The sequence below is a fragment of the Chryseobacterium sp. Leaf180 genome, assembly GCF_001424585.1.
GTDB lineage: Bacteria > Bacteroidota > Bacteroidia > Flavobacteriales > Weeksellaceae > Chryseobacterium.
This window is the reverse complement of record NZ_LMPJ01000001.1, coordinates 108,975-125,749: the sequence shown is the minus strand read 5'-3', so window position 1 is coordinate 125,749 and position 16,775 is coordinate 108,975. Positions and strand designations below refer to the sequence as shown.

Here is a 16,775-nt window from a genome sequence, read left to right as displayed (position 1 = left end):
TTAAAATTATGAGTTTCGACCAGCAACATACTTTTTCGAAGGAAGTCATCAAGGCAAGAATGCTGCAGAATGCGACCAAACTTTGGGGGCTGAAAAGCATACAGTCTCTGGATCCCTTTGTAAAACTGCTTATTGATGCGTTCAGTACGGAAGTTTTTAAAGCCAATAATGAAATTCAGACCATCAACGGCAGAATTCTCGAGCGGCTCGCCAAACTGCTGACGCCGACCAACTATACCCATCCGACGCCTGCACACGCTGTTGCGTACTGTATGCCCGATGAAGACACGGAAATTCTGATGGAACATTCTGAATTTTTCTTTAAAAAGCATCTGAATTCTTTCCGGAAGACGCAGTCTGACAAGCAGGTAGAAATTCCATTCACGCCTGTAGAAAATGTAAATCTTGTAAAAGCACAGACCGTTCTGATGGTGGCCGGAAACACGGTGTACCATATTGATGAGCAGTTAAATAAAATTCCTATCCAGCGGATTTCTGCAGATGTTGCAGATTACCGAAATGTGATGATCGGCATTGATGTCAGCAATTACAGCGCAGATCATTTCCCGGAAAAATTCACTCTTTACTGCTCAAATCCTACCTACGAAAAAGTAGATTTTGTGTACCGTCTTCTGCCTCACATTAAAATATTTCATCAAAATATCCCGCTGGAAGTTTCTGCGGGAATCAGCTATAATGAAATGCCTGAGATTGAAGGCTACGAAGGCATATTTGAAGAAAGAAGCATTCGCTATAAAATAAAAGAAGATGTAAAAAATCTTTATCACCATAAATTCATAGAGGTCAGCGGCATCTATCCTACCCTCTTTAAAAAAATCCAGAACGGGTTTCCTGAGAATATTGACGACGGAAGTCCGGCTTATGATCCTTTCAGAAACAAAAAAATTCTGTGGCTGAAAATGGAGTTTCCACCGCAGTTTACGTCAGAGATTTTAGAAAACTTTTCGTTTATACTCAATGCTTTTCCGGTGTACAACCGAGGCTGGAAAAAAACGGAATACAATCTTGATATCATGGGAAACAACATCCCGATGGAAACCAGCGATGAAGAATTTTTTCTCTATGTGGAAGAAGTGGTCGACGGCATGGGAAAACGCTATTCAGAGATTCCTTTCACGCCCAATGATGAGATCGAAAAAGGACTTTTCACTGTAAGAAAAGGAGGAATGGAGCGGTTCACACAAAGGAATGCGACGGATCTGATGTCTCATGTGATGGAACTTCTGCGGGATGAGGTGGCCGCTTTTGCAATCATCAACCGCGATAAGGTGAAAGATGTTTTGGGCGAAATTTCATCTAAAATGAAAGGTCTGATGAAAAAAGTTGATCAGGCAAATAAAGAATTAAAAGAAGACGTCAATTATGTAATTATTGAACCGCTGGATAATTCTGTACATACCTACGCTTCTTTCTGGGTTTGCCACTCCTCACTGGCCAACAGCATCCGGCCGGGATCTGAACTGAATTCACAGAAGAAATTCCATGTCATTACTTTACTAACCGAAACCACCGGCGGCGCTGAAGAGAAAAAACAGTCTGATACTATTCTTGCGTACAAATATGCCCTTACAAGCCGTGATAAGATCATTTCGGCTGAAGATGTGAAAAATTACTGTAAAATGATGCTGAATTCTGAGCTGAAAAATGTCACCGTAAAACGCGGAACGATGATCAGTGACAAGCCGAGAGAAGGTTTTGTACGGACGGTAGATGTAGAGATTTTGCCTCATAACTATTCATTTTACGGAAGGAAATACTGGGACCATCTTGCTGATGTTTTAAAAAACAACATCAAAGCAAAAGCGATCGACGGTGTAGAATACCGTGTAATTATCGTAGAAGATGCAATGCATCTGGAGGTTTAATTTTTATAATATGGCAAAATCATTACATGTTTCAGAGCTGAAATACAATAAACTCAGCACAGATTTTAAAATAGAATCTGTCGCCGCAAATCTTCTAAAGTATTACAACAGCAGCTCAAGTATATTCATTAAAAAAGTCGGTATCAATGACCGGCCTTATCTTAAAGATATCAAAAATATATACTCCACGTATTATGGTCTGGATAATGAAACGATCATTATGGAAACATACCGCGAGAGTATTTACGATTATCTTCCGGAAGGGCTTTTTCATCCGCCATCGCTCGGAACGGCTTCTAAACGCGGTGTCGAGAGTGTTGTAAAAGAAATCCGCAAGCAGAAAGAAGTTGAGGAAAACGCCAGAAATTTCTTTCAGCCTTTTGAGCAGGAGTTTTTCTATACCGAAGTTTCTGCTTTGCTTAAAGAAACTGAGTTTGATATTGCAGATCAGTCTGACACTTTAATTAAAGTTTTTAAAGAAATCTGGCCCTTATTAGAAAAGGTCGATCTGGAAACGGCAAAGATCTTCTTCTACATTCTTCCGTTTCTGCATGAAGTGAGAGGCAAAAAACGATGGATTGAAAGATTTCTCACCGCTTTTCTGAGAATGCCTGTCAAAATCGATTTTGTTCCGAACAGGATTGACAATAAAGATGATGAATCCGGAATTACGTCTCTCGGAACTGCAAAACTCGGTATCACGCTGATACCAAACGGAAAGCATATGGACGGCGAAAGAAACTGGGAAATTACGATCGGGCCGGTTCCGTATGAGGAGATTCACAGATTTGTAGAAGGAACCGATTTCCGCAGGCTTCTGGAAAGTATTTACGACTATCTGATACCTATTTCTGTAAAAATCGAAGAAAAATTTATTACAGAAAAAAAAGACAATTCTTTTATCATAAATGCGGGTGAAAACACAAACCGTTTAGGCTATTCCACGTATATTTGATATATAATTAAAAAAAACAAAAACAACCTCAAAACATGGAATTAGGTTCTGTCAAAGGAATATTTTTACGGTATCTTCTGATGCCCATCATCACGGGAATTCTTGTGTTTATTCTCGCGATGATCCGCAGAGGGAAACCCGCTATCAAGGTAAAACATATCATTTTATATGTTCTTATTGCCGGTCTCTGTCTCGCTTTGCCCGGATTTTTAGGATTTTCGGGAAACCTTTTCAATCCATACTGGTATCTTTTTTCGCAGCTTGTTTTTCTGGCATTGGGCGTTCTTCATGTCAACCTGCTCCATCATTATTTCAGAAAGCATATTGACAAACTGTGGATGAGTATTTTATTTGAAACGGTTTTAAGTTTCACCTGCATTTTATTCGGAGGGTTTATTTTTACTCTGATTTTCAGCTGGATGAGCAAGGGTCTCGGAAACGAATATATGGCGGCAACAAGCCTCGTTATTTTTATCGTTCCGCTCATTTTTTATTACTGCTACATACAGTTTATCAGCATTCCGTTTGATATTTATAAAACATGGAGATTTGATCCGGATAAAAAGCCTCACAATTTTCAGGGTGTTGATTTTGATAAATTAATGGTATTAAATGTTGAGCTCAGCAAAAACTCAGAAGATCAGCAGCGGTTTATCGTAAAAGCTAAAACGCTACCCACAGGCATCACTTTTGGTGACTGGTTTCACCGAGTGGTTGATGATTACAATCACAAAAACCCAAATGCGACAATTAAGCTTATCGATGCAGCCAACGAGCCCTATTACTGGATTTTTTACATTAAGCGTTCGTTTTTCAGCATCAGAAAATACATCGATTTCGAACAGGATATTAACGAAAACAAGATTACCGAAAACCAGACGATTATCTGCAAAAGAGTAATCAGACATCAGGAAGAAGGTAATATTGCCAACCAAATAAGCACGACATTATGATACAACCGATAAAACATTTCGCCGTCAACTGGGTAGACGGGATGAAAATTTCAAAAGATCACCTTGTACAGCAGGAAGATTTTGTGATCGATTCGATCAGGGATTCAAACTCACTTACTGTCAATTCTTATAATTTTGGACTGCTTCCGATCAATGACCGGTTTGGCGACAAAACCATATTTGAACTTCAGAATACGGCAACCAATGATGCGCAGCTGATCATCAAAAAATGCACAGCGATTACTTTGGCCGGTTACCGTATTGAGCTATTTGACCATAAAGTCAACATCAGGAATCTGGCTAAAAACATGACTCAGGACCAGGAAGAAATGGATGGTGACTTTTATATTCTTGCCTCTGTAAATCCTTTTGATCATGTTTCTTTCGGTGATATTGACGCAGATGAAATCCCGCCGAGACATCCTTTTACCAAACCCAATTACCGAATCGAGCTTGTTGATGTTTCTATCCTGAACAGCAGCTATTCCGGGGGGAATTATCTCGTTTTGGGTAAAGTTTCGATGCGTTCCGGAATGGCACAGATCGATGCTAATTTTATTCCCCCGTGCAACACGATCGACAGCCATCCGAAACTGATTGAATATTACGGAAGCTTTTCCAATTCGCTAGGTAATCTTCGCCAGTACGCCTTCAAAATCATTCAGAAAACAGCCCATAAAAACCAGAATATTGCACTGGCAGATAACGTGAAAACGCTCTGCAAAACCATTATTAAACATCTGGGCGAAAACTACTTTATGTTTAAAAATGTGGTGACCGAGCAGCCGCCGATTTTCCTGATTAACATTTTTTCCAAACTGGCCCTACAGCTGTATAACGACACGCAGATGATGATACAGGCCGAACTCGAAGAAATGCTGAATTACAGCCTTGAGTGGAGCGAAATCACGCCACATTCCATTTTAAATCAGCTCACCACCACGGCAGAAATTACGTATGACCATCACAATACGGGCGAATATTTCTTTAATATAAACCAGATGATGAAAAGTCTTGAACTGATCTTCGGAAAGCTGAGCGAGCTCGATTATATCGGTCAGAGAAAAGAAAATATCATTGTCAACGAGCAGGAAATTATTTCAAACAACGATCCGAAGAAAGGCTGGAGCGTTATTGATTAACCCATTTGTATCATTACAGTTTAAATAAAAAAATATAAATCCCTGAGAATCATTTTTTGGGGATTTTTTATTAATTCTCCTATGTCGTAGAATTACTACACTTTTTTAAATGGTATTTTTTCTGTGGGATTATTTGAAATAACTTTTTTAAATTTATAAGAATGAAAACTCTTATTCCAAAAAACAACGAAAAAGTATGGTTGAAGATATTCTGATATATGATGTACAGTCTGGCGAGACGCTGGATACGATTGGTCAGAAAGTAGGAATGACAGGTGATCAGCTGAAAGAATTTCACAATGCCAACTGTGAAAAAATGGATAAGCTCTGGTTTAATAATCTTGTGGGTGTGAGGCAGATCATCATCCCGAAAGAATATAAAAATCCTGAAGAAGTACGAAAAGAAAAAGCCAAAGAACTTCCTCCAGCAAGTGTTACGAGAGATTTTTACGCTAAAAAATACAATATAAAAGAAAGCTTTTCAGGTCTGACTGAAAATACTTTCGAACTCGAATATTCAGTTGACGTTAATTTCAGAAATAAGGAAAATAATCTGCCGGAGGAAATTGCAGAAGTCCGCTGTTATGACTTCAAAAAAAACGACAATACGCCCGATGATAAAATGAGCTCTGTGGCGCTGGCGTGCATGGAAAGCATCTACCCGATTGCGTTTCTCGTGCCGATGCAGGGAAAAATCTCAGGTATTTACCTTTTTGAAGATTTAAAAAAGAGATTTGACAATAAAAGACCGGATCTTGAAGATTTTTATGTGGGAGAAGTTTATCAGAAATATTTAAATAAATTCAATCAAAGTTTAAGCAATGAAGAATTTACTGTAAAACAGCTTTCCTCTACTTTGCTTTATCAGCTTCTGTTTCCGAAAATGGAATGGTTTCACAAAACAGGAAACTGGACGGAAGCGTTTTATCTGATTCAGAATTCATTTAAAATAAAATGTGAGATGTCTGCAGAATATGATCACACAGACAGCGAAATGGTACAAACTTTTATTAGAGGAAATATCAGCGACCCACTCAGCCTCCAGGAATTGCTGCGCGGAGTACGTTTTGATAAGGAGCCCGAGGAACCTGCTGATGGTGAAATCGACTTCAGATATACCACCAATAAATTCACCAAAAAAATGACTGAAGCAGAGGTTTCTTTGGTATTGAAAACTGATAATGAACTTTATAGCAAACAAATTTTAAAACTGACGCAAAATGCCCAATAACTCTGATCTTTTTAACAGCAAAGACAATCAGTCAGCATTTTCTTCTCAGAAAAATGACTATGATCTGTCAGTTGACCATTTCCATGAAAGTGATTTTGAGGAAGAAGGGACGACCTACGTAGAAGTGCCTGGTGACAGTGCTTCCACGGAAAAAAGTTCAGAACAGAAAGAAGAAACTGAAGATAAAAAAGAAGAACAGGAAGAGGAGAAAAAGGAAGATAAAAAGAAGGAGGACAGCAAAAGCGAGCACGACGATAAATATTTTGTGATACAGAAAGGAATGGCTTGTTGCGATAAAGGCGCCAAATTTCCGAAATTTAAAGTGACGAGTCACCAGAAACATTACTGGAATGACGCAAATGGCGAAGCTGATTTTCTGGCGGTGACCGAAGATGATCTTACTTTTAATCCGCCGGCAACACCGTTTGGAACATGCGGCGTAAAAAACGGGAATCCTTGTTCGTACGCTCCAGCCGGAAAATGGAAAAAAACCTACGAGAAGATAAAAATCATGGGTAAAAAGCCTCTTACCGAAATTTCTGAACTGATGTGCACCGTTGGCGGAAAAATCACGGTGATGAAACACGGGCAGCAAAGTCAGGCCGGAAAAGGCAGCGTGAAAAAAGCAGATCCGAAAGAACAGCGCACATACAATCCTATTATGGATTTTGAAGAATTTAAGGAAGAAATCAACGGTAAAGAAGGAGAAGCTTGGTAAATTATTAAACTACACAACATGGCTAAAAAAGGAGTTTCATCGGTCTCGGGAGTTACCAATCCATCAGTTGGTGAGAAATACACTTACAATGTTGTAAGCTGGTATCCGGCAACGCCTGATTCTGAAAAGAATCCGGCAAATGTGACGTGGGAACTTTTTAAAAAGAGAAAAGACGGAAGCTTCACGAGCACCAATATCAAAAAGAAAGGTACCAGCGATTTTACTTTTGGAGAAGCTGCAGCAGGTGAAACCTATAAACTTCAGGCTTATCTTTACGAGCCCGAAGACGGCGGTCTGATTATTACGCCCAAGCCTGCGAATATCCCAAAGATCAATAAAGTAGAATTATTTTACGTCGATGATACCAAAGGAATGCTTTTCAGTTTTATGGAAACGCTCAGAGCCAGAGCCAACTGCATCAATATGCTTGGAAAAGAACTTTTATTTACCCTTTGGGAAGATGATGCAAAAGGCGCAGGCCATAGATCTAAAAACCTTCCGGTAGCCACAAAAAAAGCACGGGTTAATAAAGATGGTGTGGCTGCGGTAGACTTTTCTCTTTCTCCGCTGATGATGCTTAAAGCTTCAAGGGGCGAACAGGATTCTAAACTGGAGTTTTATGTAACGGTGGAATATTTTAAAAATAAGAAACATGCTACCGAAAATGTTGAAGTCAGAAATCCGTTTCCACAAACACAAACGCCTACGCCGAAGGCTCCACCCGTGAAACCAGCGCCTAAACCCGCTTCTGCGAAACCAGCCGCACCTCCAAAAGCCAAAGGCTCTCCCGCTGCTGCCAAACCGGCGAGCCAAAAGGAGGAAAAAGGCATCTGGGACAGCATCACAGAAACCGTTACCCAAAAAGGTGGCGAACTCTGGGACTGGGCAGAAAGTGTAGGAACTGCTATAAAAGATAAACTGCCGACTTTGCCTTCGTTTGGAGTTAAAAGCCCGGTGGTGGAGAAAGGTAATAAAGGTACTGCAAAAGACTGTGGTGGCAAATTCTGTATAAAAAGAGGTGATAAGAATGAACTTGTAAGAGAGATTAACATCCGTCTGGCAGGATTTGGTGGAAACGTACCGACTGATGAGTTTACAGAGCGTACTGAAAAAATGGTCAAACAGTTTCAGCGCGATTATATGAAAATTCCGGAGACCGGAAAGGTTTGCGGAAATGTTCTCCGTGCCATTGATGAGTTTCAAAACAGATTTACAGTAAATTTCACAGAGATCGCATGTAAATGCGGGAAATGTACCGGTTATGGTGACGGCAGCCACAAAGGGCAGTATTTGAGGGGAAGTGCTGAAGCTCATCACCGGTATGAGTATCCGGGTGTCCATAGATCACTTCTTTCTTCTTTGCGCAGTGTGAAATTTTATCTTGCTAAAGACGGCAGATACAATTTTAATAAAGTTAGTTCAGGCTACAGATGCAGGTTTCACCCAGAGTATCTGAAAAGGCCGACCACAAACCATATGGGCAAGGCGTTGGATCTTCATTTCAATAACAGTAAAGGCAGAACCCGAGCCGTATCTGATATAGAAACCATAAGAAAGGATATCTTTAATAAATATCTGGGCGCAAAATGGGATTGGCGTGAAGGAAATATATTTAATCTGGAATCCACCCGGGTAGGTGCAACCACATGGGTGCATTATGATGTACGTGAATTTGACACGGTATATCTGGAAGATAAATTTTTTGCAAAAAACATTAATGATTTAAACGGAAAAAGTATCGTTGCCCTTGCAGCTGAACTTGGTTTCAGAGAAACGTGTAACTGTCTAGGCGGTGGTGCAGCAAAATCTCAAGTGAGAGATACAACTAACAGTAACAATAAATACCGATGGGCTCACAGTGAATTTGGCAATCTGATTGCGCAGGAAGAATCGGGTAATGATTATAATATCTGTAACAGAACGAAGGGTGGCTTACAGGTCGTGCGGGATGTGATAGTTGTTGAACATACGATCAGTGAAATTCAGCAGAAACAAGCTGACAGAGATGTGTTTGCTGTAGGAAGATATCAGCTGATTCCAAACACTTTTAATGGTGCAGTGACCAGTTTAGGACTGGATGGTAACACAAAACTTGATGAAGAAACGCAGGATCAGATTTTTGATGAATATCTGATTAAAGTAAAAAGGCCTAAGATCACTGCTTATCTAGAAGGAGACGGAACCGTGGAAGATGCCATGTATACAGCAGCTCAGGAATGGGCCAGTATAGGTGTAGAAAAAGGAAAAAGAATAAGCGATAAAGTAGTAAAAGATAAAAATGGTAAGGTGATCTCTCGAACGGCACGTTACGCGGAAGGAGGAGAATCATATTACGCGGGTGACGGTTTAAACAAATCTCATATCAGCCCGGAACAAATTAAAAACGCTCTAATAAATTCAAAAAATGCTAACAAATAGAATCTTGCTTTATTTACTTATGTTTCTCTCAATACAAATTTCATGTAAAAAAGGAGAAATAAATTCTGAGATCAGCAATTCTGATACAGTACAGAAAGACAGTGCAGAAACTGCTACAATACAAAGTAGCAGAGAAACTAGTGAAGAAGAATCTAAGTCATTTGTCATCAGCTGTGGTTCGGGATGTGCTATGACGTATAACGCAGAAAGTGTCACCGGAAAACTGCCTGATCTGAAAGTTAAGTTTAAGGTGGAGATGTATGTAGATGAGCAACTGAATGATACTTACAATGAAGTTTATCTTTTTGAATACAATCAGTCGAATGAAATCGAAAATATACATCTGGAAGGTAAAAAAGACAATGTTTTAAAAACATTAATGCCTGATGCCCAAAGGTCCTTCAAAGAATTTGCAGAGGGGCTGATTAAAAAAAACAGTAAAGATTCGCCAGTTTCTGTATCCGAAACATCGACATTTATTTACAACAAAAAAACTGACCCAAACACGGCTGCTTATCAGACCATGGGCACGTCTTCTGTGAAAGGACTTCAAAAGTACAGCTGTAATCAGAATAAAATCAGATACGTGGCGCTTCCTGCAAAATCTGATGTACAACTGTTATTAGCACCTCAAGACTGTGGGGATTTTCAGTACCGGTATTATTTAATTGCTGTTACTAATAAAAAAGTGAGCGGTGAACTGTATGTTGAAGGTGAATGGTATGAGCCAGATAATGAAGAAGAAAAAGAAGTAAGAACATTTTCTATAGACCGCAATTTCAATATAAAGGTAACTATTAAAACACCGGATTCTTCAATCGTTGAAAATTATGTGATTACAGATGATGGTAAATTTGTGAAAATGTAAATTCGTTTTTACATAAAAAAAGTAATCAATTCAATTTATCTGATTAACTGAAATTTAAACTTGTTAGATTTCAATAGCAGTTCTTGAGACCGATCTTCATTCTAAAAAAATCAACCCATTTGGCCGATCATAATCATCATTTACACATCCGCAGAGAAGGTTATAAACCAAATTTTAAAGAAGTAAAGCATTAACTATGAAAAGTATATTATTTATAATTATTTTTTTTCCTTCCATTTTCATGTCTTGTGATAAGACAAGAAAAGAAACCACTGCAAACTACAAAAATTTAAATCCTGATACTACTATGCGACAGGCAAAATCGTCCGTAGATGTCAAAAGAGACTGTCCTATAGATTCTGCTACGATGCTGACGTCTGAATATAATGGGATACGATTTTTTACAGAAAATAATTTGCGAGGAAATGGTGTGGTAACAATCTCTCTGACAAAGAAGCTAGAAATTTTGAATTTAGACAAAACAATTTATGGTAATATTTCAATGAATAACGATGAAGAAATGTCATTGGAAATACAACTTCCTAAAACAGTGATTGCCAGGGAAATAATTCCAAATTCTGAATTCAAAATATTTAGTTTCGATGCAGAAAATCCGGAAACTGATGAAAATTACTTGATGATCTTTATAAACAAAGAAAAAAAGCTTATTGAAAAGAAAGGCAGTAATTACACTTTTTATTCTTGGGATAAATACACTAAATCAGCATTTATACAAATAACGTCCAGAGTTCCGAATACAACTGAAAATGAAAGGCTGAACTTGTATAAAACCTTAGAAATCAAGGATGACTCTATGAAAATCAAGTCTGTTCAAAAAACTGAATGTGATTACGTTGAGAACTATAAAGCCATCACTAAATGGATAAGATGGAAGGATAAAAATTGCAAATTAATCAATTACAAATTTTGTTACTAGATATGAAAGCACAAAATTCAATCCTTTCAGTACTTACGGTTATAATTTTTGGAATCTCCTGCAAGTATGAAAAAAAAATTCCTCCGGAACATAATCAAAACTATTTTGGTAATGAAAACATTGCTAAAATGTCATACTTTAAAGAAATAACAGGTAAAAGCGGTTATGATATTTTGAAAAAACAGAATGACAGGTACTCAGCATTTTATGTCAACTTCAAAAATACTAATGATTCTAAGGCAGGAATTTTCAGGTTTAAAAAACAATCCCTAGACGACAAGAAAAATTATAGGATAGTCCTTTACACTTTTGTTAACAATATCAAAAAAGATTCACTTGAGTTTTACAGGAATTCTATAGATTCTGACTATGAACCAAGCGAGTTTACTTGTGTATCATATTTAGATTTAAAAACAAATAAAGTATGGCAGCTAAAATATTTTTCTTCTGCAACCGACAGGTCTGTTAATTTTGTTTCTTATCAAAAAAGCAGCATTATAAATGGGGTTATTAAAAGTGATTCTTTATATTATTTAGATGAATCTTTGGATGTAGAGATGGATAAACGTAATCTCTATTACTAATTTAGGAGATGATTTTGAAATTTTAAGATGGCGAATGAAAATGTATCGAATTTTATTAGGCTTATTCAGCATTATATCTTGTCAAAAAAACATTGATCTCCATTTACAAAATAATTCATCTGACAACGAAAAATCTAAAAATGAAGATTCTACTTATCTTTTCAAAACTATCGGAGTCGGTAGTTTAAAGAATTATAACTTTCCTAAAGAATGGCGGGTAAATACTTATGACGATGAGAACAGTCAGGTAAAAAAGGAAGATCTTGATGCACAAAAAAGACTTGAAGAAATAGATTATTTTAATACAATAAAAGGTGTAAAAAATGAAGTGTTGAATGTGAATTATTCATCTTTTATTAAAAAAGACAGCGTGCTGAATCTTGCTAAAGTTGATTCTTTATTTGTAATTGATTCCAGAAAAACACTGAATAATAAGGAGATCAAAATATTTAAAACCGTTGCCACTCTGAATAATGATCAATACGACTCGCCTATTAATATTTATAAAATTGATTTGGTTCTTTTCAACAAAAATAATGTCGTAAACAGTATCAATATTTATTCAGAAATAGATTTTCCATATTCTACAAAGCAAAACATTTGTTATTTGGATGAGACTGGACAATTATTTTGTAGGAAATTCAGCATTGGAGAGGAAAAGGTAATTAATAGCGGTTCTTATAAAGTTGATTCAAAAAAATTATTTAATATCAAATAAAATGAAAGTTACAATCCAAAATATTTTAGGAATGATGTTATTTTTTTTCAGCACAGTTTATTTCTGTCAGAGCACGGATCCTAAGCTGAAAAAAATATCGGACAACACCAAAAAGTCGATGCAGATGGACTATACACTGCAGAAAGAAGAAATCTGTGATTTGAATAATGATAAAAAAAAGGATGTCATTCTTATATATCAACCGAAGAATGTTGATAAAGAAATGGAATCTTTTGATACTCCTGTTGTTTTATTATTAAGTCAAAATAGTGATTATATCAAAATTGAAAACAGTAATATACTCTATTCTTACATTCCAAATAGTTCTGTTTTAGATAATAATTTAGTTGTGAAAAACGAATTTTTCACATTAGAACAGACGGAAGGTAATGGCAACAATAAGAGGAAAACATATATAACTTTCAGATATGACCAAGATACCAGACAGGTATTTCTCAGCAAATATGGAATTGAAACATCCTTTCCTGGCAAGACTAAGAACATCACAAAAACTAAACTTTTTTCGTCAAAAGATTTTGGTAAGATAAAATTTAACGATTTCAATACCGAAACCATTTCATCTTCCTTAAAGTAGTTTAATAAAAGCTCATTGAAGTTAAAGCTTTAACAAATATGAAACGAAAAAATACAGTATTCATCTTTCTTATTTGTTTATTATTGTCAGCTTGCAAAAAAGAGACGAAAACGAATGGTATTGCGCAAGTCAATGACAGTTTGCAAATCAAAAATAATTCAGAGAAAGCAATCGCAACTATAAAAGATTTCTATTTCTCAGTTTATGGAAATGATGAAAATAATGCGGACCAAAAGAAAAAATATCTGTCTGAAAGAGTTATAAAAAGAATTGACAGTCTGACTTCTGACAGTGAAAATCTCATTTTAGATTACGACCCTTTTATAAACGGACAGGATTATGACGGAAAAACCATAAAAAAAACCTTGCAAATTGAACCACTGAATGATAATGAATACAGGGTAAGTTTTTTTCAATTTGGACAGAAAAATGAAAAACGGACAACAATAGATTTTTTGCTCAAGGAAATCTCCGATGGTAATTTCCTGATTGATGGATTATTAAGCAATAATTATCTCAACTTTGGCTCGCCCAGTCAAATCACAAAAAATATTTCGCAAAAGATTATAGATTCTATTTCCGGCAAAAATTATTCTGTAGTTGAGAAAAAAGAATGTGATTTGAATAATGATTCTTTTAAGGATTTGATAGTCGTTTTTGCAAATAATAAAGAAATCAATCCGCAAGACCCGGATACTAAAATTGCTCCTATTGTCGTACTTATCAATCAGAATAATACAAGTTATAAAGTTTTTAGCAATGAAAACATATATCCAAACAGTTTTGCTGACGCATTTAAAAATCTTGTCATAAAAAATTCTTTTTTCACGGTTGAATTGACTAATGAAGTTCCAGATAACTACACCTCTGACAAGTATATTACTTTTAAATATGATGCAGCCAAAAACAATATTTTTCTATCAAAATATGGTGAAAATATTAATTGGAGTGACTCAAAAACAACTGCTAAAATTTGTACGTCCAAAGATTTCGGCGAGATTACATTTGAGAATTATAATTCTGATAATATTCGAAATTTCTGCAAATAGGTTAAATTCAGAAAAAATAAAGGTTTACAATACAGATGTTTGCTGCATAGCAAAATCAAAGTCATTCCTTTAAAAATTACTAATAAAAGCATTAAAAAACCGTATTAAAGCTTCAGCCGAAAATACAAATGTAAGAAAGGACAAGAACACAAATTCTGATGTTATGCAGAAAATTATTTCTGGAAAAAATTGGGTATTAAATTATTCAGATAATTGGTCTTTTATTAAACATAGAATAAAAGAAGAAATATATATTTATAAAAGTAGAATTTAGAAACTGAAAACTGCGTCCATATTTTTTTTGAAAAGGAAAAACATTTTAAAAATACTGACTACATACATTGATTTTCGTCTGAAAATATTAATGTATCACTACATGAGGCGGACAATCTTAATGCTATATTAAATAAAAAAATGCGAACAAATAAAATTTTCCTGTATTTACTGATATTTCTCTCGATTCAGATTTCCTGTAAAAAAGGAGAAATAAATTCTGAGATCAGCAATTTTAATAAAGGACAGCAAGACAGCGTAAAAATTTCGACGATAGAAAGTAATAGAGAAGCCAGTGAAGAAGAATCCAGGTCATTTGTCATCAGCTGTGGTTCGGGATGTGCGATCCGCTACACATCAAAACAGATTACTAAACAGGGCAGCGACATTAAAGTTACATTTAAAGTGGAGATGTATGAAGATGAAGCATTAACTGATGAATATGATGAAACCTATATTTTTTCTTATTCGTCTGCGTTAAAACTGGAGAAAATTACAAGAGAGGGCGAAAAAGGCAATTTTTTAAACACCCAAATGCCTGATGAACAAAAGTCTTTTACTGAGTTTGCTGAACGTCTGGCCGGTAAAAAAGACCTGAATAAAACAGACGTATCGACCGGTAATTTATTTATAAAGAACAAAAATCCAAAAGTTATCAGTCTGCCTTTTGGTTTCAGCCAGTATTTTGACGACGGTTTTTCAGAGGTGATGAATCCACATTATCCACTGACCGAGAATCTCATCAGCTATCTCAAATCAAAGGGCTACGATGCAGAATCGTTTAAGGCTTTTGTCCTCCGCAATGAAAAAGATATGATGGTCCTGCTCGTATCGGTACAAAGAGGTGACTCAGAATATTTTGTGATTGTCACCACTAAAAATGATAAGATTCTCGATTTCAAGGAAGTCGGTTCTGTGGGTAGTGATAATCCTGTAACCTTCAATATTCTCCCCAGCCTGATCATTGAAACCTACAATGGATCCGGAAACAGCGCACTCCTTTCCGGTAAATTTAAAATTTCTGGAGAAGGAAAAATTATCAGGCAATAGATAATGACCAAATTTCAAAACGAATTTATTATGAGAAAAATACGAAGGTTTTTTGCTATGATCTTCTGAAATCGTTTGTCGCTCGACGTTAACGTTAGAAGACTGGAAATCTTAAGAACAAAACAGAAGCGGAGAAAAATTATTTATTCAGCTACACTAAACATATGATGAAATTAGGAAAAGGCGGATACCAACACTAACACCATCTGCATTTACCAGCTTTTGATCATTCAATACTGAAACCATTTAATCATTGATAAAGTAGTCTTTACAAAGCCATGAAAAATCATACAACAATACTTTTGCTACTATTTACAATGTGTCTATCGGTAATTGGATGCAAGGACAAAAATGACAATATTAAAAGTAAGGAAGTTTTAACTGCAGATGATAGACTACAGGACGGCATAGATATTTCCACATCATTTATACAAAAAATCGAATATAAAAAGTACAAATATGAAGGTCAATACATCGAGCAGATCAAACTCAGCTCGTTAGAAAACAAAGAGTTTCTTACTGCTTTTTTAAAGTATTTAGGAAACAGAAATTTTGATCAAGATCAATATGAACAGATATTTTTCATCAAATTATTATTGGTCCGTACTCAGCAATTGGATGATCTGAGATCATATTATTTACTGTCATCAATATTTGATGATAAGGACTTAAGCTATTATTTGGAAGACTACGAATTAGAACTTTTCGAGTTATTTTTATACAAACCTTACTTTTTCATTAAAGGAGAATATAAATATAAAGAAAACGGTCTTAATCAGTATATCAATACAAACCTGCCTTCTGCCTTTTTAACAAATGAATCCTATTTTGAAAATAATATTGTCGAAATTCAATTTCCGAAGAATGCACTCTTAATCAGCAAGGATAGACTTGAAAGCTTTAAAATTGACGCTTTAAAAACCCAGCTTGCGAAAAAAAAACAAGTTGTTGAGGCCATCTACTCGCCGTCTCTGGAAACAGGTTGGCAAAATAAAACAGTTATCTACTACAATATTTATAATTATCTGAATGAAACTCTTAGGAAGAATCTAAACAAAAATGAAATTTTATTATACGATAAAAGCTATAAACCTTTCTTCAAACAATATTTGATAAACGGAGGAAGTAACACATACTCAATTCACGATGAAGATGGATTTACTAATTTGCGAAAAGACAAAAATGCTTCGTCAGAAATTTTACAAAAAATACCGTCGGGACAGCAAATTGAAGTTCTGGACGATTCCGGAGACTGGTTTCTAATTAAAACAAAAGAAGGTAAACAAGGATTTGTGCACAGAAGCAGAGTGAAATCTGGCAAATAAAAAGATTATATCTTTAATTATTAATCAGAAAAAATTCAATTGAAATCCCTACATCGAAAATGGTTTTTAGGCA

General features: G+C 35.9%; 15 protein-coding genes. All 15 read left to right on the top strand.

Annotation, left to right across the window (positions count from 1 at the left end):
• Window positions 1–8 precede the first annotated feature (8 nt).
• The 15 genes from ASG01_RS00480 to ASG01_RS00410 all read left to right on the top strand — a co-directional run bounded on the left by ASG01_RS00480 (window position 9) and on the right by ASG01_RS00410 (window position 16,702).
• Window positions 9–1,886, top strand: a complete 1,878-nt coding sequence (locus tag ASG01_RS00480; RefSeq protein ID WP_055858315.1) for a type VI secretion system baseplate subunit TssF — start codon at window positions 9–11, stop codon at window positions 1,884–1,886.
• Window positions 1,887–1,896: 10 nt separating this feature from the next.
• Window positions 1,897–2,841 carry a type VI secretion system baseplate subunit TssG gene (locus ASG01_RS00475; protein ID WP_055858312.1) on the top strand — a complete coding sequence of 315 codons (945 nt, stop codon included), beginning with the start codon at window positions 1,897–1,899 and terminating at the stop codon, window positions 2,839–2,841.
• A 35-nt stretch (window positions 2,842–2,876) separates the two neighbouring features.
• The gene (locus tag ASG01_RS00470) at window positions 2,877–3,794 is read left to right on the top strand and encodes a TssN family type VI secretion system protein (RefSeq protein ID WP_055858309.1); all 918 of its coding nucleotides are present in this window, start codon (window positions 2,877–2,879) and stop codon (window positions 3,792–3,794) included.
• Window positions 3,791–4,936, top strand: coding sequence for a hypothetical protein (locus tag ASG01_RS00465; protein WP_055858306.1), 1,146 nt, complete (start codon window positions 3,791–3,793; stop codon window positions 4,934–4,936). Before ASG01_RS00470 ends, ASG01_RS00465 begins: the two co-directional genes overlap by 4 nt.
• A gap of 196 nt (window positions 4,937–5,132) precedes the next feature.
• The gene (locus ASG01_RS00460; protein WP_055858302.1) at window positions 5,133–6,167 is read left to right on the top strand and encodes a hypothetical protein; all 1,035 of its coding nucleotides are present in this window, start codon (window positions 5,133–5,135) and stop codon (window positions 6,165–6,167) included.
• Complete coding sequence (locus ASG01_RS00455; RefSeq protein ID WP_082498268.1) at window positions 6,157–6,885, top strand: DUF4280 domain-containing protein; 729 nt, start codon at window positions 6,157–6,159, stop codon at window positions 6,883–6,885. The genes ASG01_RS00460 and ASG01_RS00455 overlap by 11 nt, the downstream gene beginning before the upstream one ends.
• Before the next feature lie 18 nt (window positions 6,886–6,903).
• Window positions 6,904–9,303, top strand: coding sequence for a peptidoglycan-binding domain-containing protein (locus tag ASG01_RS00450; protein ID WP_055858300.1), 2,400 nt, complete (start codon window positions 6,904–6,906; stop codon window positions 9,301–9,303).
• The gene (locus tag ASG01_RS00445) at window positions 9,290–10,171 is read left to right on the top strand and encodes a hypothetical protein (protein ID WP_131725304.1); all 882 of its coding nucleotides are present in this window, start codon (window positions 9,290–9,292) and stop codon (window positions 10,169–10,171) included. Before ASG01_RS00450 ends, ASG01_RS00445 begins: the two co-directional genes overlap by 14 nt.
• A 196-nt stretch (window positions 10,172–10,367) precedes the next feature.
• The gene (locus ASG01_RS00440) at window positions 10,368–11,108 is read left to right on the top strand and encodes a hypothetical protein (protein WP_055858293.1); all 741 of its coding nucleotides are present in this window, start codon (window positions 10,368–10,370) and stop codon (window positions 11,106–11,108) included.
• A gap of 2 nt (window positions 11,109–11,110) precedes the next feature.
• Entirely contained in the window at window positions 11,111–11,692 is a 582-nt protein-coding gene (locus ASG01_RS00435) for a hypothetical protein (RefSeq protein ID WP_055858290.1), read from the top strand.
• 34 nt (window positions 11,693–11,726) lie between these two features.
• Window positions 11,727–12,410 (top strand): hypothetical protein, encoded by a 684-nt coding sequence (locus tag ASG01_RS00430; protein ID WP_055858287.1) that lies wholly within the window; start codon window positions 11,727–11,729, stop codon window positions 12,408–12,410.
• Between the two features lies 1 nt (window position 12,411).
• Window positions 12,412–13,005: a hypothetical protein gene (locus ASG01_RS00425; protein WP_055858283.1), complete on the top strand. Its 594-nt coding sequence runs from the start codon at window positions 12,412–12,414 to the stop codon at window positions 13,003–13,005.
• Window positions 13,006–13,043: 38 nt separating this feature from the next.
• Window positions 13,044–14,054, top strand: a complete 1,011-nt coding sequence (locus ASG01_RS00420; RefSeq protein ID WP_082498267.1) for a DUF3828 domain-containing protein — start codon at window positions 13,044–13,046, stop codon at window positions 14,052–14,054.
• Window positions 14,055–14,468: 414 nt separating this feature from the next.
• A complete protein-coding gene (locus ASG01_RS00415) occupies window positions 14,469–15,377 on the top strand; it encodes a hypothetical protein (RefSeq protein ID WP_055858276.1) in 909 nt (302 codons plus the stop codon).
• Window positions 15,378–15,655: 278 nt separating this feature from the next.
• Window positions 15,656–16,702, top strand: coding sequence for an SH3 domain-containing protein (locus ASG01_RS00410; protein WP_082498266.1), 1,047 nt, complete (start codon window positions 15,656–15,658; stop codon window positions 16,700–16,702).
• Window positions 16,703–16,775 lie beyond the last annotated feature (73 nt).

Coding starts and splice junctions, on each gene's coding strand:
- ASG01_RS00480 (WP_055858315.1), top strand. CDS start 9: ATGAGTTTCGACCAGCAACATACTTTTTCGAAGGAAGTCATCAAGGCA.
- ASG01_RS00475 (WP_055858312.1), top strand. CDS start 1,897: ATGGCAAAATCATTACATGTTTCAGAGCTGAAATACAATAAACTCAGC.
- ASG01_RS00470 (WP_055858309.1), top strand. CDS start 2,877: ATGGAATTAGGTTCTGTCAAAGGAATATTTTTACGGTATCTTCTGATG.
- ASG01_RS00465 (WP_055858306.1), top strand. CDS start 3,791: ATGATACAACCGATAAAACATTTCGCCGTCAACTGGGTAGACGGGATG.
- ASG01_RS00460 (WP_055858302.1), top strand. CDS start 5,133: ATGGTTGAAGATATTCTGATATATGATGTACAGTCTGGCGAGACGCTG.
- ASG01_RS00455 (WP_082498268.1), top strand. CDS start 6,157: ATGCCCAATAACTCTGATCTTTTTAACAGCAAAGACAATCAGTCAGCA.
- ASG01_RS00450 (WP_055858300.1), top strand. CDS start 6,904: ATGGCTAAAAAAGGAGTTTCATCGGTCTCGGGAGTTACCAATCCATCA.
- ASG01_RS00445 (WP_131725304.1), top strand. CDS start 9,290: ATGCTAACAAATAGAATCTTGCTTTATTTACTTATGTTTCTCTCAATA.
- ASG01_RS00440 (WP_055858293.1), top strand. CDS start 10,368: ATGAAAAGTATATTATTTATAATTATTTTTTTTCCTTCCATTTTCATG.
- ASG01_RS00435 (WP_055858290.1), top strand. CDS start 11,111: ATGAAAGCACAAAATTCAATCCTTTCAGTACTTACGGTTATAATTTTT.
- ASG01_RS00430 (WP_055858287.1), top strand. CDS start 11,727: ATGAAAATGTATCGAATTTTATTAGGCTTATTCAGCATTATATCTTGT.
- ASG01_RS00425 (WP_055858283.1), top strand. CDS start 12,412: ATGAAAGTTACAATCCAAAATATTTTAGGAATGATGTTATTTTTTTTC.
- ASG01_RS00420 (WP_082498267.1), top strand. CDS start 13,044: ATGAAACGAAAAAATACAGTATTCATCTTTCTTATTTGTTTATTATTG.
- ASG01_RS00415 (WP_055858276.1), top strand. CDS start 14,469: ATGCGAACAAATAAAATTTTCCTGTATTTACTGATATTTCTCTCGATT.
- ASG01_RS00410 (WP_082498266.1), top strand. CDS start 15,656: ATGAAAAATCATACAACAATACTTTTGCTACTATTTACAATGTGTCTA.